The sequence below is a fragment of the Aeromonas sp. S18(2024) genome, assembly GCF_041402525.1.
In the GTDB taxonomy this organism is placed as follows: Bacteria; Pseudomonadota; Gammaproteobacteria; order Enterobacterales; family Aeromonadaceae; genus Aeromonas; species Aeromonas enteropelogenes.
The window spans coordinates 37,801-57,876 of the sequence record NZ_JBGLQV010000005.1 but is presented as its reverse complement, the minus strand read 5'-3'; the positions used below and the strand labels follow the sequence as shown (position 1 = coordinate 57,876).

The window sequence follows — 20,076 nt, the reverse complement described above, 5'->3', positions numbered from 1 at the left end:
AAGTTTTATGGCCCAGTTTTTCAAGCCCCAAAAGAAGTCCACCCAGCCCCAACGTATTGAATTTACGATAGACACTCTGGACCACCACTGTGTCGGCATCGGTCGCCACCAGGGCAAGGCGATCTTCGTTGAAGGGGCGCTGCCCGGCGAGACGGTCAAGGCCCGCATCACCGAAGAGAAGAAGCACTATGGCCATGCGGCGTTGCAACAGGTGGTGACGCCGGCGGCCAATCGCATCGCTCCGTTTTGCGGCCACTATCGCGAGTGTGGCGGTTGCAGTGCCCAGCATATGTCGGTGGACGATCAACAGGCCGCCAAGGCGGCCGGGCTGATCAGCCTGTTTGAACGCCTTGGCAACATCAAGGCTCCCGTCCTCGAGCCTGTGCTGAGCGGCGAAGATAGGGCCTATCGCCGGGTCTGTCGCCTCGCCATCAAGTTTGACAAAAACGGTCGCTGCACCCGGATCGGTTTTCGTCGCCGCAATACCAATGATCTGGTCGAGATCGAGGGGTGCCCCGTGCTGGCCGCGCCGCTCTCTGCCCTCATTGCCCCGCTGCGTGCCTGCCTCAATCGCCTCAAGAGTCAGCGTGAGCTGGGCCATGCAGAGCTTATCCAGTCAGAGCAGGGGATCATGCTGCTGCTGCGTCACACCGGGCGCCCCAACGAGACCGACCGCGCCCTGCTGGTGGCGTTTGCCGCAGAACAGGGGATCGATCTCTATCTGCAGGCGAACGACGAGCAGATAGAGCCGCTGCATCAACAATTCGAACCCTCCTACTCGCTCGATGGCCTGTCTCTTGCGTTCGCTCCCGGTGACTTTATCCAGGTCAACGGCCCCATCAACCAGAGCATGGTGGCCCAGGCGCTGGCCTGGCTCGGGGCGACCAGGGATGACAAGGTGCTCGATCTCTTCTGCGGCATCGGCAACTTTACCCTGCCGCTTGCACGGCAGGCCCGCGAAGTGGTGGGGGTGGAAGGGGAGCTGGCCATGGTGGCCCGCGCCGAGGAGAACGCCCGTCGCAACGGCATCGACAACGCCCGTTTCTACAAGGCGGATTTGAGCGGCGACATCGTCGGCATGTCCTGGGCACGGGAAGGGTTCGACCTGGTGTTGCTGGATCCGGCGCGCCCCGGGGCCCTGGAAGTGATGGGACACGTGGCGAAACTTTCTCCCAAGCGGGTGGTCTACGTCTCCTGTAATCCGGTGACCCTGGCCCGTGACAGCCAGGTGCTGGTGAAGGGCGGCTACCGGCTGGCCAGATTGGGGATGCTCGACATGTTCCCCCACACAGGCCACCTGGAGTCCATGGCGCTGTTTGTGAGGGAGTGACCCTTGCATGGGCTCCCTGCCACGGGATCGGGAGGGGGCCCATGGCGCCCGCTTTTCTCTTGTTCTTTCGCCCCCATGGCGCTGTCTGAGCAGGAGTGAATGGGGTAATCTAACCCCCCGGTACGTAGGCAGGGCCTGCTGGAGAACACATCAGCCTTTGGGCGGTGCGCCTTGAATAGTTCTCCGGATATCCCCATTTGAAGCAGTCATCATCAGATGAGGGGGGAGGAAGCGTCAGCTTTCGGCCCAACAATTTAAAGGATTGATACCATGGTTGCGGTTCGCGATATTCATTTGAAAGATAACTTCACCCTGGAAGAGTGGGTCGGCTCGCTCTCCTTAAGTGACAGTGACAAGGATCAGCTGCGAACCGTCTACCAGTATTGTCTGACGCTCGGTGACGAGGCACTGACCAGCAAGCTGCTGGTGCGCGGCATCGAGATGGTGGGCATCCTGCTGATGCTCAGCATGGATATCGCTACCCTCAAGGCCGCCATCATCTACCCCTTCGTCGAAGCCGGTCTCATCAGCCAGGAGCGGATGGACGAGGACTTCGGTCCCAAGATCGCCAAGCTGGTGGAAGGGGTGCTGGAGATGGAGGCCATCCGCTCCTTGCAGACCCTGCATCGCAGCGAGACCTCGCCGGAACAGGTCGACAATGTGCGGCGCATGCTGCTCGCCATGGTCGAGGATGTGCGCGCCGTGGTCATCAAGCTGGCGGAGCGGATCGCCTGCCTGCGGGAGGCGAAGAAGGCGGATGAAGAGACCCGGGTGCTGATGGCCCAGGAGATCACTAACATCTATGCGCCGCTTGCCAACCGCCTCGGCATCGGTCAGCTCAAGTGGGAGCTCGAGGATCTCGCCTTCCGCTACCTGCACCCGGACACCTACAAGCAGATCGCCAAGCAGCTCGACGAGAAGCGCCTCGATCGGGAGCGCTACATCCGCGAGTTCGTGCAGTCCCTGCGCGATGCCCTGAAAGAGGCGGGGGTCGAGGCCGAGGTCTATGGCCGGCCGAAACACATCTACAGCATCTGGCGCAAGATGCAGAAGAAGCACCTCGAATTCAACGAGCTGTTCGACGTGCGCGCGGTGCGGGTGGTGACCAAGCGGCTGCAGGATTGCTATGCGGCGCTTGGCATCGTTCACACCCACTTCCACCACATCCCCCGTGAGTTTGACGACTATGTCGCCAACCCCAAACCCAACGGCTACCAGTCCATCCATACCGTGGTGGTAGGGCCCGAGGGCAAGACGGTGGAGATCCAGATCCGTACCGACCAGATGCACCAGGATGCCGAGCTCGGGGTTGCTGCCCACTGGCGCTACAAAGAAGGGGCCCAGGCCGGCGGCAAGGGGGGCAACTTCGAAGACAAGATCGAGTGGCTGCGCAAGCTGCTCGCCTGGCAGGAGGATCTCTCCGAGAGTGGCTCACTGCTCGAGGATCTGCGCAGTCAGGTGTTCGAGGACAGGGTCTACGTCTTCACTCCGAAAGGGGATGTCATCGACCTGCCGGCGGGGGCCACGCCACTCGACTTTGCCTATCACGTCCACAGCATGATTGGCCACCGCTGCATCGGCGCCAAGATTGACGGCCGCATCGTGCCGTTCACCTATGCGCTGCAGACCGGCGATCAGGTGGAGGTGATCACCCAGAAGGAGCCGAACCCGAGCCGCGACTGGATGAACCCCAACTCAGGCTTCCTGCGCTCCAGCCGGGCGCGGGCCAAGGTGGCCACCTGGTTCAGAAAGCTGGATCGGGACAAGAACATCGTTGCCGGGCGCGAACTGTTCGACAAGGAGCTGGATCGCCACAACCTCAGCATGGCCAAGATCGACAAGGGCAGCATGCTGCGCCGCTTCAATCTGGAGAGCACCGACGATCTGCTGGCCGGCATCGGTAGCGGCGACATCCGCATCAACCAGGTGATCAACTACCTGGACACCTGCTACAACAAGCCGACGGCGGAGGAAGAAGATCGCCGCCTGCTGGAGAAGCTGGAGCAGAAGGCCAACGCGCCGTTCCGCCACAAGCCCAAGGATCACATCGTGGTGGAAGGGGTCGGCAACCTGATGACCCATATCGCCCGCTGCTGCCAGCCGATCCCCGGGGATGCCATCCAGGGCTTCATCACCATGGGCCGCGGCGTTTCCATCCACCGGGAGGATTGCGAGCAGCTGAAAGAGCTGTCACGGCGCAACCCGGAGCGGCTGATCGATGCGGTATGGGGGGAGAACTACTCCGGCGGTTACGGCCTTACCATCCGCATTCTCTCCAACGACAGATCCGGTCTGTTGCGCGACATCACGACCGTGCTCGCCAACGAGAAGATCAACGTGATGGGGGTGCGCTCACGCTCCAACGTGCGCGAGCAGACCGCCGAGATCGATATGGAGCTGGAGATCTACAACATCAACGCCTTCAACCGGGCATTGGCCAAGCTGAGCCAGCTCAACGATGTGATCAGCGCCAAGCGCCTCTGATACCGACTGACCGGCCCCTGTGGCCGGTCACTGTTTTATCCCTCTGTTGCACGAAGAAAAAGCGAATAGCCCATGTCCCAACGTGATGGTCTGCCCCAACTGCTCGACATGATATTGACCGGCTGCGTAGCCTGACGTTGGTTCATCCCCATTTAACGAATCGAAAGTGAATAACCCATGTCTCAACGTTACGACCTGCCTCAACTGCTCGATATCATGTCCCGCCTGCGCGACCCGCAAAATGGCTGCCCCTGGGATCTCAAGCAGAGCTTCAAGACCATAGTGCCCCACACCCTGGAGGAGGCCTACGAGGTGGCCGACGCCATCGAGACCGAAGATTGGCAGGGGCTGAAAGGGGAGCTGGGGGATCTGCTGTTTCAGGTAGTCTTCTATGCCCAGCTTGGCAAGGAGCAGGGATTGTTCGACTTTGCCGACATCGTCGATACGGTGAGCGAAAAGCTTATTCGCCGTCACCCCCATGTCTTCTCGGATGCCGATCTCGGCGACGAGCAGGCGGTCAAGGCGAACTGGGAGGCGGAAAAGGCCAAAGAGCGGGCGGCGCTTGATCAAGAGAGCGTGCTCGACGACATCCCTCTCTCGCTGCCGGCCCTGACCCGGACTGCCAAGATCCAGAAGCGCTGCGCCACCGTTGGTTTTGACTGGAAGACCCTGGGCCCCGTGGTGGACAAAATCCACGAGGAGATTGACGAGGTGATGGAAGAGGCGCTGATGGCCGATGTGGATGAGGCGCGGGTGAGCGACGAGCTCGGCGACCTGCTGTTTGCCACCGTCAACCTGGTGCGTCATCTGGGCAAGGATCCGGAACAGGTGCTGCGGGCCGCCAACGCCAAGTTCGAGCGACGGTTTCGTCAGGTTGAGCAGTTTATCGCCGCAGAAGGGCTGAAAATGACCGACTGCTCACTGGAGAAGCTCGATGCTGCCTGGGATAGAGCCAAGGAAACCGAGCAAAGTTGATTTGGCGCAAGACGGGGCGGCGAGGAGCCTGATAGATTTTTGCTCATTGTTTGGGAGAGGGGTTTTTGGTATACTGTTTCCCCGTCCTGCTTCATCCCCGAAGCACCCCTTAAAATTCCCTAAACTTCTTTCAGGTTCAGCATGACGACAAAATATATTTTTGTAACTGGTGGCGTTGTTTCATCCCTCGGCAAAGGCATTGCCGCAGCTTCTCTGGCAGCCATTCTGGAAGCCCGTGGTCTGGATGTGACCATCATGAAACTGGACCCCTATATCAACGTGGATCCGGGCACCATGAGCCCGACCCAGCATGGTGAAGTGTTCGTAACCGAGGACGGGGCCGAAACCGATCTGGATTTGGGCCACTACGAGCGTTTCATCCGCACCAAGATGACCCGTCGCAATAACTTCACCACTGGCCGCATCTATGCCGACGTGCTGCGCAAAGAGCGTCGTGGTGACTACCTGGGCGCCACCATCCAGGTGATCCCGCACATCACCAACGCCATCAAGGAGCGGGTGATTGCCGGTGCCGAAGGTCATCAGGTTGCCATCGTCGAGGTGGGCGGTACCGTGGGCGATATCGAGTCCCTGCCGTTCCTCGAGGCCATTCGTCAGCTGGCTGCCGAAGTGGGCCGCAACAACGCCATGTTCATGCACCTGACTCTGGTTCCTTACCTGGCCGCCGCCGGCGAGGTGAAGACCAAGCCGACCCAGCACTCCGTCAAAGAACTGCTCTCCATCGGTATTCAGCCGGATGTGCTGATCTGCCGCTCCGACCGTGCCATTCCGGCCAACGAGCGTGCCAAGATCGCCCTGTTCTGTAACGTACCGGAGCGCGCCGTCATCTCCATGAAGGATGTCGACTCCATCTACAAGATCCCGGCACTGCTGAAATCCCAGAGCCTGGACTCCTACATCACCGAGCGCTTCGGCATCGAGTGCAAAGAGGCCGATCTGGCCGAGTGGGAACAGGTTATCTACGAAGAGGCTAACCCGACTGCCGAAGTGACCATCGGCATGGTGGGTAAGTACGTCTCCCTGCCGGACGCCTACAAGTCCGTCAACGAGGCGCTCAAGCACGGCGGTCTGAAGACCCGTCTCTCCGTCAACATCAAGTACATCGATTCCCAGGACATCGAGACCCGTGGCGCCGAGCTGCTGGAAGGTCTGGATGCGATCCTGGTGCCGGGCGGCTTCGGCGAGCGCGGCGTGGAAGGCAAGATCCTGGCCGCCAAGTATGCCCGTGAGAACAAGATCCCGTATCTGGGCATCTGCCTCGGCATGCAGGTCGCGCTGATCGAATACGCCCGCAACGTGGCGGGCATGGAAGGGGCTCACTCCTCCGAGTTCAAGAAAGAGTGCCCCTATCCGGTGGTTGGCCTCATCACCGAATGGGTGGATGAAGAGGGCAACGTCGAGACTCGTACCGAGAAGTCCGATCTGGGTGGCACCATGCGTCTGGGTTCCCAGCTCTGCCACCTGGTCGAAGGTTCCAAGGTACGTCAGATGTACGGCAGCCCGACCATTTACGAGCGTCACCGCCACCGTTATGAAGTTAACAACAAGCTGCTGCCGCAGATCGAGGCAGCAGGCCTGAAGGTGACCGGTCTCTCCGCCGACAAGAAGCTGGTGGAAATTATCGAGATCCCGGATCATCCTTGGTTTGTCGCGGCCCAGTTCCACCCGGAGTTCACCTCTACTCCTCGTGATGGCCACGCCCTGTTCGCCGGTTTCGTGAAGGCGGCAGGTGAGTACCAGAAGCGTAATTTGAAGTAATTGAAAATAAATGCGGTTGGGGCACTGTGCCACAGCCGCTTTTTTTGGCATATTTTTGTTGTTTTTTTACGAAACCTGAGGAAATACACATGTCCAAGATCGTTAAAGTGATCGGTCGTGAAATCATCGACTCCCGTGGTAACCCGACCGTTGAGGCCGAAGTTCACCTGGAAGGTGGTTTTGTTGGTATGGCAGCCGCTCCGTCTGGCGCGTCCACCGGTTCCCGCGAAGCGCTGGAACTGCGTGACGGCGACAAGAGCCGTTTCCTGGGTAAAGGCGTGCTGAAAGCCATCGAAGCCGTAAACGGCCCGATCGCTCAAGCTCTGCTGGGTAAAGATGCCAAGGACCAGGCCACTGTCGACCAGATCATGATCGACCTCGACGGTACCGAGAACAAATCCAAGTTCGGCGCCAACGCCATCCTGGCTGTTTCCCTGGCCAACGCCAAGGCTGCTGCTGCTGCCAAAGGCCTGCCGCTGTACGCCCACATCGCCGAGCTGAACGGTACCCCGGGTGTTTACTCCATGCCGCTGCCCATGATGAACATCATCAACGGTGGTGAGCACGCCGACAACAACGTCGACATCCAGGAGTTCATGATCCAGCCGGTTGGCGCCAAGACCCTGAAAGAAGCCGTTCGCATGGGCGCCGAAGTGTTCCACAACCTGGCCAAAGTACTGAAGGCCAAGGGTTACAACACTGCCGTTGGTGACGAAGGTGGTTTCGCTCCTAACCTGAAATCCAACGCCGAAGCACTGGAAGTGATCGCTGAAGCCGTTGCCGCTGCCGGTTACAAGCTGGGCACCGACGTGACCCTGGCCATGGACTGCGCTGCTTCCGAGTTCTACGACGCAGAGAAGAAAGAGTACAACCTGAAAGGCGAAGGCCGTGTCTTCACCTCCAACGGTTTCTCCGACTTCCTGGAAGAGCTGACTGCCAAGTTCCCGATCGTCTCCATCGAAGATGGCCTGGACGAATCTGACTGGGAAGGCTTCGCCTACCAGACCCAGAAACTGGGCAAGAAAATCCAGATCGTGGGTGACGACCTGTTCGTAACCAACACCAAGATCCTCAAGCGCGGTATCGACAACGGCATCGCCAACTCCATCCTGATCAAGTTCAACCAGATCGGTTCTCTGACCGAAACTCTGGCTGCCATCAAGATGGCCAAAGATGCTGGTTACACTGCCGTCATCTCCCACCGCTCCGGTGAGACCGAAGACGCAACCATCGCCGACCTGGCCGTTGGTACCGCTGCTGGCCAGATCAAGACCGGTTCCATGAGCCGTTCTGACCGTGTTGCCAAGTACAACCAGCTGATCCGTATCGAAGAAGCGCTGGGTGCCAAGGCTCCGTTCCGCGGTCTGAAAGAAGTTAAAAACCAGGCTTGATTTGCTGGTTAACCAGCCTCGGCTGGTGTGAGAAAAACCGGAACTCTTGGGTTCCGGTTTTTTTTCGTCTGCAGATTGCGCCGGCCAGCCACCCGTGCCGATTACGGAACGTCTGCCTAGCCCTTATGCAGGCAAGGCAAGAGTAGGGCAGGGCACATTGGAATGTGGCGATCATGGCCTGCCCCTGCCAGAAGGTTGTATGGGGGGCCGGGGGCGCGTGCGCTCCGAGCTTGCTGCGGGTTTGAAAAGGAGCCAACGGCCAAAGCCATGATCTTGTTAACAGTCACTGATAAATAAGTCTTTTATGATATCCGGCAAACGCTTGCACAAAGGATGTCTACGCAGATGAAACACCTCTCCATCAGGGGCAAGACCCTGACCCTGGCCATAGTCCCCATTCTGATGATGGCCCTGCTGCTCAATGTCGGGATCTGGTGGCGCGCACAGCAGTCCCTGACGGATCAGCTCGATCGTTACCGCACCAGTGCCCTCGAGCAGAAGAAGGTGGCGCTGGCCGAACACGTGCTGATGGCCAAGACCGCCATCGCTCATCTGCTCAGTCAGGACAGTCCCGAGGCCCGCGAGCAGGCCAAGGGCATACTGCGCACCCTGCGCTATGCCGAGGATGGCTACTTCTACGTCTACGACACCAGGGGGATCAACATCGCCCATGGCATCAAGCAGGCGCTGGAAGGCAAGGATCTCTCCGGCATGACCGACAGCGAAGGCAACAAGGTGATCCTCGATATCATCAAGGCGGCCGAGAGTGGTGACGGCTATTCACGCTTTATCTGGGACAAGCCCTCCAAGGGGAGCGAGCAACCCAAGCTCGGCTATGCCGTGCTGCTGCCCCAGTGGGGCTGGGTGCTGGGCACCGGTTTCTATATCGACGACATCGACGATGCGGTGGCCAGGGCCCGTGAGGAAGGGGAGGCCGAACTGGCCATCACCATGCGCGATACCCTGCTCACCTCGCTGCTGCTAACCCTGCTTGCCATCGTTGGCGGCCTCTGGGTGTCGCGCTCCATCACCCGGCCGATCCAGACCCTGGTGGAGAGTTTTCACGATCTCGCCCACGGCGAGGGGGATCTCACCCGCCGCCTCAAGCTGGAGCAGGGGGATGAGCTTGGCGATCTCGCCCGCAGCTTCAACGGCTTTATCGAGAAGATCCACCATCTGGTAGAGCAGGTGACGTCGGCCTCGGATCGGGTCTACCAGTCGGTTGAGACCCTGCAGCGCCAGTCCGGCGACTACCTCTCCCGCATGAGCTCCCATCATCGGGAGACGGAACAGGTGGTGGCCGCCATGACAGAGATGAGCTCCACCGCCCACAGCGTGGCGGGCAACGCCGGCGATGCGGCCGCCGCCACCGGCAGTGCCGACAACCTGTCGCGCCAGACCCGGGTGGTGATCACCCGCGCCATGGATGGCATCGACACCCTGATCACCGACCTTAATGCCATTCACGAACAGATAGGCACCCTGACCCGGGAGACGGATCAGATCCAGAACGTGGTGGGGGTTATCTCGGGGATTGCCGATCAGACCAACCTGCTGGCGCTCAATGCCGCCATCGAGGCGGCTCGTGCCGGCGAGCAGGGGCGCGGTTTTGCCGTGGTGGCCGACGAGGTGCGCCAGCTTGCCTCCCGCACCCAGCAGAGCACGGTCGAGATCGGTACCATGCTGCAGCGGCTGCAACAGATGGTGACCACAGCCGGCTCCCTGATGAGCGAGAGCCAGGCCCGCCACAGCAATACCCTGGCCGAGACCGGCGCCCTGGTGACCAATCTAGACGAGATGAGCAGCGCCATCACCACCATCAACGACATGAACCTGCAGATCGCCAGCGCCGCCGAGCAGCAGCATGCGGTGACCGAGGAGATCAACCGCAACCTGGTGGCCATTCAGCAGATCGTGGCCGAGCTGAGCGAGGGGGCCGATGCCACCCGCCATACCTGCGCGGAGCTGGCCGACTCGGGCCGTACCCTGCATCGGTTGGTGGAGCGGTTTCAGATATAGAACGAAAAAGGAGCCCGGTCGGGCTCCTTTGCTGTGGCCAGGAGTGCAAGCTTAGCTGGCTTGGTACTACCGGGATTTCGCCCGCCCTGCGGGCGTCAGGTGGTGGGTAATGGGTATCGTGGGGTAGGGTGCAATAAGCGCAGCGGATTGCACCGGGGAGTTGGAGGCTGCATCGTCGCAGAGTGACACCCTTCCCTGTCAAGGGAAGGGTTGGGGTGGGGGTCTTCTGCGATGGCTTTATCCTTGCGAAGGCGCTCGCCTGTTCAGCGGGGTGAAGCTGGCTGACCTCCCACCCCTGTGGCGACCATAACGGCACTACTGACCCGCTCAACTCGCCCGACGGCTTGCAGGGGGTCGCAATACCGTGCCCGTCTGACTGTATGGGGAAATAGCTGGATTTTGGATTGCTACGCGGTGCTTATAATGGTGGGTGTCCTAATTTCTTCAAGGCATGAATTATCGAGTGGCCGATGTAAATCATCGCATGAGAAAAATTACTGCGAGTAACAGTCTTAATAACTGAACTAAACTTACTTGTTCCAGATTCCAATATGATGTCACTTGGAACTAGCTTCTCGAAATCCAATAGATACTTCATCCTGACTCCATAGAAACATAACGCCACCAGCAGGGGCCGAAAAACCAGAGCGAAGCGGCGATTTTCCGGCCCCTCTGGCTGGTCTTGTTAACTGTGTAGCTACCTGAACATTTTCTTGAGCGACTTCTCAACATCATCTATAGCCTTTTGGGCTTTACGGCCATTATCACCTGTAAAGCTTATTTCAGCCCTGCAGCTTGGACAATTCTTTTTTCTGCCTGGCCGCATATCTTCGACTTTAACTTTCATCTTTCTTTTACAGCTAAGGCATTCTACGTCTACTTCCAATTTCATCTCGTTCTTCCTTTGTCATTACAGTTAACGCCCGCATTTGCGGCTGCTTTGAAGCGCAGCGTAAAAGCAGTCCGGCAACATGCGATTGTTATACATTTACGCTGCACTTTTTAATTTACTGACTAATTCGTTGATAGTGAGTACTGATATTTTTTCGTTATCAAAAACTCCAACTGGAATGCCATCTCTTTTCTTTGTAACTAAAATTGCTTCATCAACGCCGTCCATAGAAACAAGCTTCTGAAGATATTCAATTGTCTTTCTTAGAATGTGAAGCGGAACGGGGCCATGCCATGTTTTGGCTTCAATTGCCACTTGTCTACCATTTACATTGACAAGGAAGTCTGGGCGTAGACCATTTACGCTAGGCTCAATTGAAAACTTGAAACCTCCTTTAATTAGAACCCTTGCAATATCAGCCTCAAATTCTGACGATATTAAGCTAGCCGATGATCTGGAAGGTAGAATATCGATCTCTTTACTTCGCCTATACGTAGTTAAGACCGTTAAAACAGCTATGCTTCCGATTAATACACCAAAAGCAGAGAGAAGGAAGTCTGGCTCGAAAGTTTTAGTTTCGTAGAATGAGTATAGGGCTGAGGTAAGTGCGCCAAGCATGGAAGTTGAAAGCACCATAGCAGTTACACTTTCTTTCTTGCTTGCCTTCTCTTGTTTAATCTGTTGAAACTCTGAAAGAGTTGGTTTTACTGGCTCTTTTTCGATTTTATCAAATACTGCATTTAGTCTTTTCTCGATTTCGACTCTTTGTGAAGGTGATATTAAGTCGCTGTCGAAAACCTCGGTATATAAGCTATTTAAAATCTGGTCTTCGGATAGCAGGTCATTTGAAGAAACCTGAAACTCCCGTGCTTTACCTTCAATAATTCTAGAAATATCTATGTAGACGGGAGCATAGTCTTCCAAAACCATACGCCTCATCATGGTTCTAATAATAGAGTTATTAGCGTTCTTTGCTCGCTCTTTTTTAGCTCCGATAGTTTGTCTGTAACCAATCACAAATAGGACAAGTGAAACAAGTATCCCTAGCCCTGTTTGAATGTATCCGTCCATATCGGCTCCCGATGTGATTTATGTATAACGCTTCAATAACCGGCGCAGCTTTGCTGCGTCCGGCGCCGAAGGCGCAAAGTTGATTGACTTGTTATACGTTTAATCTTGTGAGAACTCATCTATATCGATTTTTTCTGCCTTAGCAATGGCATATATTTCTGACAAAAATCCATTGAAATCATCTTCATTTTTCATTTGCAAATAATTTGAACGAAGCATCAAATAGCTACTTTCTCCAATATATGGCCTTACTATCTCCATATTTTTTACCGAATATTTCTTTATTTCACTAACAGTGGTGTTGGTTGCCATAAGGAAGAAGATAAGCACAAGAAATGCGCTAGAAAGTAATATTCCATCCCATCCTTTGAATTGATTAGTCATCGCACGATGTAATATGCGTACTACAGTATTGTCTGTTTTAGAACTAAGTGCATGGAAAAGTATCCATACAAATATAATGATTAGAAGTAGGATGCCGCCAACATCAGGCTGGTTGTAATTTTCTATTGAGGATGCCTTTGAATAGATTGAGTCTGAATATGTTTGAGATATGGAAGAAAGTGATTTTGTAGTGAATTCACTTAGGTTCTTTAGTCCTGGCGATAGAAGCTTTTCCCAAACACCGCTGCCTATGGCTCCTAGTAATATAGTGGCTAGCCCTGCGCCAATAACTTTTATTATGCTATAAATTTTCATTTATTTTTGTTCTCGCTCCATATGTACGTATAATGCCCTGTTAAGGGGTGAGCAACGCAATACCAAACCCGCTGCATACCGCCTTAACCACTAAAACCAACGCATAGTGAAAATGCCACGCGTTGCGAATCCCTCTTGAAAAGTTTGTTATATTTATACTGCCGCCTCGCTACTTTTATCTATTTTTCTTTACAGATAGATGCAACATTTTCAACCTGCCCCTCAACAGAACCTTTGTCGAAATTGTCCTTAAATTGCTTAGGAAACCACTTTGTTAACATGAAACGAAGATAAAAAAGAATCGCTAAGGAAATCGCGAAGAGCAACACCGCAATTGAGTCATATAACATACTGTCAGTTTTAGCTGTATTTTCGTCCGACATAACCAACAAGGCTGTGCCTGCTATACCCAAAATCAAAGGATCAACCGCCTCATCAGGTCCGGGAGTAAACAACATATATGCTAATTCGATTGCAGCTGAAACCATAACTGCCTGACTTACTAGGGCTAAAATACTTGTTGAGAGAATATGCTTAATTATCTGGGGATCTTGAATCCAAGCTATCGGAAAGCCGATAAAAGCCCAAGCTTTGATTATCACAAACGAAAATATATAGGCACCCACACAATATTGAAGACCCGACTTTAAATATTCGACTTTTTTTTCAAATGACATTTATAACCAACTTACTCTAATAAATATAACAGTGATTAGATGGAAGGCGGTGCTAACACATTAATACCGCCTTCCATCTAACTCCGCTCTGCCCCGTTACAGAGTATAAATAATTATGATTTAAATCAATTAGTTACCATGCTGCCCTTGAAGCTGAACGTATTCGTTTGACCTCTTCTTTTTGCGCAACCATTAAGACTGTATAGAAAAACAGTAAAAGCGTTAGCTGTGGTTGGCGCCGGCAAGGCTACCGCCCCCTGAGTTTCAGTCCCCAGTCTGCTGCTTTTTACCCGCGTGAGAAATGGCGTGGCTCATGGGGTGACTCCGCCGAGGCTGTTGCCAAACGGGTATATTAACTGGCGTGACAAGAAGAGAAAGGGGGAGGCGAGGGATCCTTAAGCTGGATCAATAAATTAATCGATAGGGTGAGTTGAACGGTAGCGGGGTGGGGACTCGGGGGACGATCTTGCCGGATCCCTGGATGGTGAGGGGTCATAATCAGCTTGAGCCAGCATAAAACACTTTGTTATTGTCGACTGCCCCGTAATATTTGGTTTATTTATCTATAAATCAACAAGATAGTTTGTGTTTGATGCTGTAGCTGGGGTAGCGCAGACACATTGTCTATCGCAAAGGAGTCTTATGACATTGCAGCGAAAAGCAGTGGCGCTCGCCATCTTGACCCTGTTTGGCGCCCAGGGTTGCAGCGCCCCGGATACCGCCCATGCAGCAAGCAAGTCCCTGCCAGTGCTGGCCGTCTCTTACGAGCGTAGCCCCATAGTACCTGTCACCATCGCCGGTGAGCAGTACCAGTTTCTGCTCGATACCGGCGCCAGCATCACTGTGCTCGATCGCCGCCTTGCCAGCCGCTTCAAGGCACTCTCCCTGAGCCAGTTGCCTCGCGCCTACCAGGCCGATTTTGCCAATATGGTCAGCGTCTCGGGTCAGATTGAGAGTGAACATTTCGGGTTTGTACAGCCGGTGCCCTTGTCGGTTGGCTCGGTCACGATCGATGACAGTGATCTGTGGGGCGCCATGGATTTTTCGCTCATCTCCCAATCCCTTGGCACGCGCATCGACGGGGTGCTCGGGATAGAGGTCATACGTCGCTTCAACTGGGTGTTTGATCAGGAGCAGCACCAGATCAGCGCCTGGTCGTCGGCCCCCTCGGCGGCCGGCTTCGAGCGCTGCATCGGTTATGACGACAGCTACAACCGTTCACCGGCGCTCTACCTGACCCAGGGCGAGGGCAGCCTGCGAATGCTCCTCGATACCGGGGCCGATCAGAGCTATGTCGATCGCAGCTTTATCGGCCATATGGCCGAGCAGCAGGCGCTGTTGAAGGATGGCTCGACGCCGATGAAGGGGGTCGATGCGAGCGGCATGCAGGACCTGGGCGATCATGTCATCACCGGCCTGCATTTTGACGGCCGCCCCCTCGGTCAGCTGCGGGTGTCGGAGAATGACAACGACAAGTATGCCCTCGGCATGGACTTTGTGAGTCGCTTCAAGCGCTTTGCCATCATCCCGGGGCGCATGATGTTCTGCTATGACGCAGAGACGCTGGCGCAGCAGGTGCAGCCAAACCTGCGCCAGATTGCGGTGCGCTTCGATGGCCAGCATCTGCAGGTCTACTACAACGACGAGCGGGATCTGGCGCCGTTTGGTCTGAAAAATGGCGACGTCATCGAGCAGATCAACGGCGTGCCCTATCACCCGCTACAGATAGACAGGGTGCGGGATCTGCTGAACCAGAGCAAGGCGGGTTCGCTCAAGGTGCGGGTGGTGCGGGAAGGCAAGGCGCTGGATATCGCCATCTAGCATATGACGGGGCCGGCACCGTCAGGGCGAAACGGTGGCCGTCCCCAGAGCGCGTTATTTGCCTTGCGCTGTGCTCACTCTGCAGGCGAGCGCCGGCTGGCCGAAACGCTCCAGCCTGGCCTCGTCCCCCTTGGTAAACAGGCTGATATTCTGCCCCTCATAGCGGGCGCCGCTGGCGCTGGGTTCCTGATAGGCGATGGTCTGCAGTGGCGGGCGATTGCCTTCACTCAGGTTGAGTACGGCCACCGGCACCTTGGCATCCTGATAGAAATAGGTCTCCAGCATGAGCTGGTCGCCGCAGCGGTAGAAGACGGGAGCCGTGACCATCAGCTGGCCACCGGTGACTTGCAGCTCGGCGATCCGCAGCTTGTAGTTATCCTCGACGCACTGACGCAGATCCTGCCCCTTCCAGCACTCGTTGCGCCCCTTGATCCAGCCACGCTGCGTCGCCTGCTCCGTCTTGCGCTGCTCGGGGGAGAGCTGGGCGATCGCCTTGTGATAGAGGTCGGCCAGTTCATTGTCCAGCGCCGTCAGTTTCGCATCCTTGCAGATAAGCGTCTCGGCCGCCCCGGAGGCCTTGTGACAATCGAACGAGGGGGTTGCGGCACTGGCCAGCAGGGGCAAGAGTGCCAGGGGGGCAAGCAGCAGAGTCTTGAGCGGGGTCATCGAAGCGGTTCCTGAAAAGAGAGATACCGCTTCACTAAAACACAAAAGCCCTCATGCCGCCGAGCGCTTTTTTGGCGCTGACGGCACGGGTTGGCGCGTAAAGCCCGGAGCCAGGGATCAGGCCAGCACCAGCTGCTGGCGGGCACGCCACAGCCGCTCGTGGAAGAAGAACACGACAGTGTTGATGGTGGGTTCAATCATCGCCATCACCCCGCCGGTGAGCAGTTCGCCGCTCAGCAGGAAGGCGACGCCGAAGGCCACGGAGAAGTGCACCAGGGCGAAGCTGCTGGTCTTGGCTTGCAGGCTGTGACTGGGCTTGAACTTGTGCCAGGCGACATCGTGAAAGTAGAAGGCGACCGTGTTGACGGCGGGTTCGATGAGGGCGATCAGGCTGGCGGTCAGCAGCTCGCCGGTCAGCAGATAGGCCAGGGTAAAGGCAACGGTGAAGTGCAGGGCGGCAAAGCTGATGGTCTTTTTCATGATGGCGGCTCCCTCTGGTGATATTGGCAGTATCACCCGGAATGCCATTAAATGAAAACTATTCTCATCTAATGGTTAGATAGGGAATGCCTATCAAATGTCTTGTTGCCAGACTGGGGCTTGCCTTGAACTGTTGCCGCGCTAAAGTGATGTTTTGCCATGAAAAAGGAGCTTTCATGCATATGAATATCAACGCCACCCTGCTGGGACAGGGCATACTGTTGCTGATGATCATCGTGGGGGGGCTGGCCTATTGGCTAGCCCGTCGCAGAAGCGAGCGCCCCGCCCTGATCGCCACCCTCTGCGCTCTGCTCTCCCTGTTTCCGCCCTTGGGTCTGCTGGCCATGCTGTTGCTGGTCTTGCACCTGGACAGACCCACCGGCCCCTGATTGCCTGCCATGGCATCCGTGCAGCCCGCCGATCCTGCCAATAAAAAGGGCCTACAATGGCAGGCCCTTGGCGGTTTTCTTGTTTTTCAGGCGGTTACTCTTCCACCTTGTTGAGCCACTCCACCTTGTACTGGGCACCGGCGCCCTGGGCCAGCTTGGCGCACAAGGGTTTCAAGAAGGCTTCGATCTGCTGGTCCAGCATCCAGGGGGGGCTGATGATCAGCATCCCTGAGCCATTCATGCCCCAATCGCTGGTTTGGCCGGCTACTTCCAGCTCGGCGACCAGGACGTTACCGAAGTTTTCGCGCTTGATGGCGCGCAGCATGTCACGGGACTTGTCCGCTTCCTGCCCCAGGATGGGATACCAGAGGGCGTAGATGCCGGTGGCCCAGCGCTTGTGCGCCTTTTTCAGGGTATCGACCACGGCGAAGTAGTCTTCCTTGAGCTCATAGGGCGGGTCTATCAGCACCAGGCCGCGGCGCGGGGTGGGGGGCAGCAGGGCTACCAGCCCCTCGAAGCCGTCGCGGTGGTGAACGGCGACGCGCGGGTCGTACCCCATGTTGACGCGCAGATCCTCCACCTCGTTGTTGTGCAGCTCCATCAACGCCAGCTTGTCCTGCTCGCGGGTGAGGCGGCGCGACAGCTCGGGGGAGCCCGGGTAGTAGTGCAGCTGGCCATCGATATTCATGTCGGCGATGACGTCCAGATAGGGGGCCATGGCCGGCCACTGGGCCCGCTCGTTCCACAACCGGCCGATGCCGTCGGCATATTCCGCCTTCTTCTGGGACCAGTCGCCGCGCAGGTCGTAGAGACCGCCGCCGGCATGGGTATCCAGCACGATGAAGGGTTTTTCCTTTTTCTTGAGGGACTCGATGATCAGGGCCTGGACGGCGTGTTTCAGCACGTCGGCATGGTTGCCGGCGTGAAAGGCGTGGCGATAGCTCAGCATATTAGATCTCTGAGGGGGCCCTGCTGGGCACCCAGTAACGATAGATAGTTCAACAGATTGTGGCTCTTGCCCCGGTAGAGGGACAGCTCGCGCAGGGTTTGCAGCAGCACCCCCTGCTGCAGCCGCTCCAGCTCCAGTTCGTGGGCCAGCATGGCCTGATACTCCTGCTCGCCGACTCGCGCTTTGGCGCTTTTGCGCAGGGCGCGCCAAGGGGTCAGCACCGCCTCGGTCTGCACCAGCGCAGGTTGCAGGTCGGTGAGATCGACCGGGATCCCGCATTGATCGAGCCGATGCAGCAAGAGCGCCAGATTGACGCAACCCCCCAGCTCCTGTACCTGGAGCCAGTCCTGGCTGCGTGCACCATAGACCTCGCCGCTCCAGTGCCAGAAATCGAGCGGGCCCGGCAGTTCGTGTTCGGCGACCGTGTCGTTCGCCACCAGTGACAGATTACGCAAGGAAGGCTTGCTCCATGGTTTCCAGCTCCTCGGAGAGGCTCATCCACTCCAGCTCGACGTTTTCCAGCTCCTCCTTGATGGGGCCCTGGGACTTGAGCAGCTCGGACAGCTTGCCCTTGGCGCTCTCTTCATAGATGGCCGGGTCGGCCAGCTGGGTCTCGATCTCGGCAAGCTTCCCTTGCAGCTTCTCCATGCTGGTTTCGAGTTTCTCCAGCTTCTGGCGCAGCGGCCTGGTCTGCTGGCGGAACTCCGCCTCGCGGCGCTTCTGATCCTTGCGTGCCACCGCCGAGTTGGCGGCCGCGGGGGCATCAGCCGGCTTGGCGTTGGCCTCTTTCTCCTGCTCGCCGAGCCACTTGTGGTAGTCGTCGAGATCGCCGTCGAACGGCTCGACCCGGCCGCCGTGCACCAGATAGAAGTCATCCGTGGTGGTGCGCAGCAGGTGACGGTCGTGGGAGACCACCACCATGGCCCCCTCGAATCCTTGCAGCGCCATGGTCAGGGCGTGGCGCATCTCCAGATCCAGGTGGTTGGTCGGTTCATCCAGCAGCAAGAGGTTGGGCTTTTGCCAGGTGATGAGGGCCAGCACCAGCCGGGCCTTCTCGCCGCCGGAGAAGGGGGCCACCTTGTCGAGCGCCTTGTCGCCGTGAAAGCCGAAGCTGCCCAGATAGTTGCGAAGCTCCTGCTCTGTTTTGTCCGGCGCGAGGCGCACCAGATGATCGAGGGGGCTGTCGTCAAGGCGCAGGGTCTCCAGCTGATGCTGCGCAAAGTAGCCTATGCTCACCCCGGCGCTCACTTCCAGCTTGCCCGAAAGCGGCGGGTTGGAGCCTGCCAGCATTTTGATAAAGGTGGACTTGCCGGCGCCGTTGCGACCCAAGAGGCCGATACGGGAACCCGGTACCAGGTTGAGCTTGATCTTCTCCAGGATCACCTTGTCGCCGTAACCGGCGCTGAGGTTCTCCATGGCAATCAGCGGGGTCGGCAGGGCCGAGGGTTCGCGAAACTCGAAGCTGAATTCGGAGTCTGCGTGGGCGGGCAGGATCTTCTCCATCCGCTCCATGGCCTTGAGGCGGCTCTGGGCCTGACGGGCCTTGGAGGCCTTGTAGCGGAAGCGGTCCACATAGGATTGCATGTGGGCCATCTCCCGCTGCTGCTTCTCGTACATGGACTGCTGCTGGGCCAGGTGCTCGGCGCGTTGCAGTTCGAAGTCGGAGTAGCCGCCAGTGTATTCGTTGAGCTTGCCGTTCTCGATATGGATGATGCGGCCCACCACCGAGTCGAGGAAGTCGCGGTCGTGAGAAATCAAGACGAGCGTGCCCTGATAACCCTTGAGCCACTTCTCCAGCCAGATGACGGCGTCCAAATCCAGGTGGTTGGTCGGTTCATCGAGCAGCAGCAGATCGGAGCGGCACAGCAATGCCTGGGCGAGGTTGAGACGCATGCGCCAGCCACCGGAGAAGCTGCGTACCGGCGAGGCGAGCTGCTCGTCGCCAAAGCCGAGGCCGTGCAGCAGCTCGGCGGCGCGAGCGCGAATGCTGTAAGCGCCAATGGTGTCGAGCTTGCTGTGCAGCTCGGCCACCAGCAGACCGTTGTCATCCTGCTCGGCCTGGGCGAGCTCGGCTTCCAGTGCGCGAAACTCCCTGTCACCGTCGATCACGTAGTCGAGAGCCGAGCACTCCAGCGCCGGGGTCTCCTGGGCGACCCCCGCAATCTGCCAGCCGGCGGGCAGGCTGAAGGTGCCGCTGTCGATGGCCAGCTCCCCCCGTACCAGTGCAAAAAAGGTGGACTTGCCACAGCCGTTCTTGCCCACCAGGCCCACCTTGTGGCCCGGGTGTATGGTGGCGGACGCGTTGTCCAGCAGCTTGCGGCCGCCGCGGATCAGTTCGATTTGACTGGCAACTATCATGGGTGGGATCTGCTTGCTCAAAAATGGAGGAGAAAAACTGGCGCGGATCTTACGTGAAATGGCGCCGGTTTGCACTTTAGGAGCAGGCCTGCTACT

At 57.2% G+C, this 20,076-nt stretch carries 17 protein-coding genes; 8 read left to right on the top strand and 9 right to left on the bottom strand.

Annotated elements, in window-relative coordinates:
- Window positions 1-7: 7 nt before the first annotated feature.
- The 6 genes from rlmD to ACB034_RS10170 all read left to right on the top strand — a co-directional run bounded on the left by rlmD (window position 8) and on the right by ACB034_RS10170 (window position 9,978).
- Window positions 8-1,330 (top strand): 23S rRNA (uracil(1939)-C(5))-methyltransferase RlmD, encoded by a 1,323-nt coding sequence (gene rlmD / locus ACB034_RS10195; RefSeq protein WP_371172763.1) that lies wholly within the window; start codon window positions 8-10, stop codon window positions 1,328-1,330.
- Between the two features lie 270 nt (window positions 1,331-1,600).
- Window positions 1,601-3,814, top strand: coding sequence for a GTP diphosphokinase (relA, locus tag ACB034_RS10190; RefSeq protein ID WP_042026921.1), 2,214 nt, complete (start codon window positions 1,601-1,603; stop codon window positions 3,812-3,814).
- A 177-nt stretch (window positions 3,815-3,991) separates the two neighbouring features.
- A complete protein-coding gene (gene mazG, locus ACB034_RS10185; protein ID WP_371172762.1) occupies window positions 3,992-4,789 on the top strand; it encodes a nucleoside triphosphate pyrophosphohydrolase in 798 nt (265 codons plus the stop codon).
- 141 nt (window positions 4,790-4,930) lie between these two features.
- Window positions 4,931-6,568, top strand: a complete 1,638-nt coding sequence (gene pyrG / locus ACB034_RS10180) for a glutamine hydrolyzing CTP synthase (protein WP_026458419.1) — start codon at window positions 4,931-4,933, stop codon at window positions 6,566-6,568.
- A gap of 89 nt (window positions 6,569-6,657) precedes the next feature.
- Window positions 6,658-7,959 (top strand): phosphopyruvate hydratase, encoded by a 1,302-nt coding sequence (eno, locus tag ACB034_RS10175; protein WP_236303163.1) that lies wholly within the window; start codon window positions 6,658-6,660, stop codon window positions 7,957-7,959.
- A 345-nt stretch (window positions 7,960-8,304) separates the two neighbouring features.
- Window positions 8,305-9,978: a methyl-accepting chemotaxis protein gene (locus ACB034_RS10170; RefSeq protein ID WP_371172761.1), complete on the top strand. Its 1,674-nt coding sequence runs from the start codon at window positions 8,305-8,307 to the stop codon at window positions 9,976-9,978.
- 697 nt (window positions 9,979-10,675) lie between these two features.
- Here ACB034_RS10170 and ACB034_RS10165 read toward each other — a convergent pair.
- The 4 genes from ACB034_RS10165 to ACB034_RS10150 form a co-directional block, all read right to left on the bottom strand.
- Window positions 10,676-10,870 carry a hypothetical protein gene (locus ACB034_RS10165; RefSeq protein WP_371172760.1) on the bottom strand — a complete coding sequence of 65 codons (195 nt, stop codon included), beginning with the start codon at window positions 10,868-10,870 and terminating at the stop codon, window positions 10,676-10,678.
- Between the two features lie 96 nt (window positions 10,871-10,966).
- Window positions 10,967-11,941 (bottom strand): hypothetical protein, encoded by a 975-nt coding sequence (locus ACB034_RS10160; RefSeq protein WP_371172759.1) that lies wholly within the window; start codon window positions 11,939-11,941, stop codon window positions 10,967-10,969.
- A gap of 99 nt (window positions 11,942-12,040) precedes the next feature.
- Window positions 12,041-12,640, bottom strand: a complete 600-nt coding sequence (locus ACB034_RS10155; protein ID WP_371172758.1) for a hypothetical protein — start codon at window positions 12,638-12,640, stop codon at window positions 12,041-12,043.
- A 179-nt stretch (window positions 12,641-12,819) separates the two neighbouring features.
- Window positions 12,820-13,317 carry a hypothetical protein gene (locus tag ACB034_RS10150; protein ID WP_371172757.1) on the bottom strand — a complete coding sequence of 166 codons (498 nt, stop codon included), beginning with the start codon at window positions 13,315-13,317 and terminating at the stop codon, window positions 12,820-12,822.
- A 642-nt stretch (window positions 13,318-13,959) separates the two neighbouring features.
- Here ACB034_RS10150 and ACB034_RS10145 point away from each other — a divergent pair.
- On the top strand, window positions 13,960-15,138 hold the full coding sequence (locus tag ACB034_RS10145) for an aspartyl protease family protein (protein ID WP_371172756.1): 1,179 nt from the start codon (window positions 13,960-13,962) through the stop codon (window positions 15,136-15,138).
- A 54-nt stretch (window positions 15,139-15,192) separates the two neighbouring features.
- Here the strand turns inward: ACB034_RS10145 and ACB034_RS10140 are convergent, their stop codons facing one another.
- Entirely contained in the window at window positions 15,193-15,804 is a 612-nt protein-coding gene (locus ACB034_RS10140; RefSeq protein WP_342010594.1) for an MliC family protein, read from the bottom strand.
- Window positions 15,805-15,921: 117 nt separating this feature from the next.
- The gene (locus tag ACB034_RS10135) at window positions 15,922-16,284 is read right to left on the bottom strand and encodes a DUF2061 domain-containing protein (RefSeq protein WP_026456048.1); all 363 of its coding nucleotides are present in this window, start codon (window positions 16,282-16,284) and stop codon (window positions 15,922-15,924) included.
- Window positions 16,285-16,460: 176 nt separating this feature from the next.
- Here ACB034_RS10135 and ACB034_RS10130 point away from each other — a divergent pair, with 176 nt between their 5' ends.
- A complete protein-coding gene (locus tag ACB034_RS10130; RefSeq protein WP_371172755.1) occupies window positions 16,461-16,673 on the top strand; it encodes a hypothetical protein in 213 nt (70 codons plus the stop codon).
- A 94-nt stretch (window positions 16,674-16,767) separates the two neighbouring features.
- Here the strand turns inward: ACB034_RS10130 and ACB034_RS10125 are convergent, their stop codons facing one another.
- From ACB034_RS10125 to ACB034_RS10115, 3 genes are read right to left on the bottom strand one after another with little or no spacing between them, the layout of a single operon-like run.
- The gene (locus ACB034_RS10125) at window positions 16,768-17,622 is read right to left on the bottom strand and encodes a 23S rRNA (adenine(2030)-N(6))-methyltransferase RlmJ (protein WP_371172754.1); all 855 of its coding nucleotides are present in this window, start codon (window positions 17,620-17,622) and stop codon (window positions 16,768-16,770) included.
- Window positions 17,616-18,077, bottom strand: a complete 462-nt coding sequence (locus ACB034_RS10120; protein WP_061476363.1) for a DUF2390 domain-containing protein — start codon at window positions 18,075-18,077, stop codon at window positions 17,616-17,618. Before ACB034_RS10120 ends, ACB034_RS10125 begins: the two co-directional genes overlap by 7 nt.
- Window positions 18,070-19,980 carry an ABC transporter ATP-binding protein gene (locus ACB034_RS10115; protein WP_225634113.1) on the bottom strand — a complete coding sequence of 637 codons (1,911 nt, stop codon included), beginning with the start codon at window positions 19,978-19,980 and terminating at the stop codon, window positions 18,070-18,072. Before ACB034_RS10115 ends, ACB034_RS10120 begins: the two co-directional genes overlap by 8 nt.
- Window positions 19,981-20,076: the final 96 nt, after the last annotated feature.

What these genes read in the sequence shown, in the direction of transcription:
- ACB034_RS10140 (WP_342010594.1), bottom strand. Translation starts at nt 15,804, where the DNA reads ATGACCCCGCTCAAGACTCTGCTGCTTGCCCCCCTGGCACTCTTGCCC.
- eno (WP_236303163.1), top strand. Translation starts at nt 6,658, where the DNA reads ATGTCCAAGATCGTTAAAGTGATCGGTCGTGAAATCATCGACTCCCGT.
- ACB034_RS10165 (WP_371172760.1), bottom strand. Translation starts at nt 10,870, where the DNA reads ATGAAATTGGAAGTAGACGTAGAATGCCTTAGCTGTAAAAGAAAGATG.
- relA (WP_042026921.1), top strand. Translation starts at nt 1,601, where the DNA reads ATGGTTGCGGTTCGCGATATTCATTTGAAAGATAACTTCACCCTGGAA.
- ACB034_RS10115 (WP_225634113.1), bottom strand. Translation starts at nt 19,980, where the DNA reads ATGATAGTTGCCAGTCAAATCGAACTGATCCGCGGCGGCCGCAAGCTG.
- ACB034_RS10150 (WP_371172757.1), bottom strand. Translation starts at nt 13,317, where the DNA reads ATGTCATTTGAAAAAAAAGTCGAATATTTAAAGTCGGGTCTTCAATAT.
- rlmD (WP_371172763.1), top strand. Translation starts at nt 8, where the DNA reads ATGGCCCAGTTTTTCAAGCCCCAAAAGAAGTCCACCCAGCCCCAACGT.
- ACB034_RS10130 (WP_371172755.1), top strand. Translation starts at nt 16,461, where the DNA reads ATGCATATGAATATCAACGCCACCCTGCTGGGACAGGGCATACTGTTG.
- mazG (WP_371172762.1), top strand. Translation starts at nt 3,992, where the DNA reads ATGTCTCAACGTTACGACCTGCCTCAACTGCTCGATATCATGTCCCGC.
- ACB034_RS10135 (WP_026456048.1), bottom strand. Translation starts at nt 16,284, where the DNA reads ATGAAAAAGACCATCAGCTTTGCCGCCCTGCACTTCACCGTTGCCTTT.
- ACB034_RS10160 (WP_371172759.1), bottom strand. Translation starts at nt 11,941, where the DNA reads ATGGACGGATACATTCAAACAGGGCTAGGGATACTTGTTTCACTTGTC.
- pyrG (WP_026458419.1), top strand. Translation starts at nt 4,931, where the DNA reads ATGACGACAAAATATATTTTTGTAACTGGTGGCGTTGTTTCATCCCTC.
- ACB034_RS10155 (WP_371172758.1), bottom strand. Translation starts at nt 12,640, where the DNA reads ATGAAAATTTATAGCATAATAAAAGTTATTGGCGCAGGGCTAGCCACT.
- ACB034_RS10125 (WP_371172754.1), bottom strand. Translation starts at nt 17,622, where the DNA reads ATGCTGAGCTATCGCCACGCCTTTCACGCCGGCAACCATGCCGACGTG.
- ACB034_RS10170 (WP_371172761.1), top strand. Translation starts at nt 8,305, where the DNA reads ATGAAACACCTCTCCATCAGGGGCAAGACCCTGACCCTGGCCATAGTC.
- ACB034_RS10145 (WP_371172756.1), top strand. Translation starts at nt 13,960, where the DNA reads ATGACATTGCAGCGAAAAGCAGTGGCGCTCGCCATCTTGACCCTGTTT.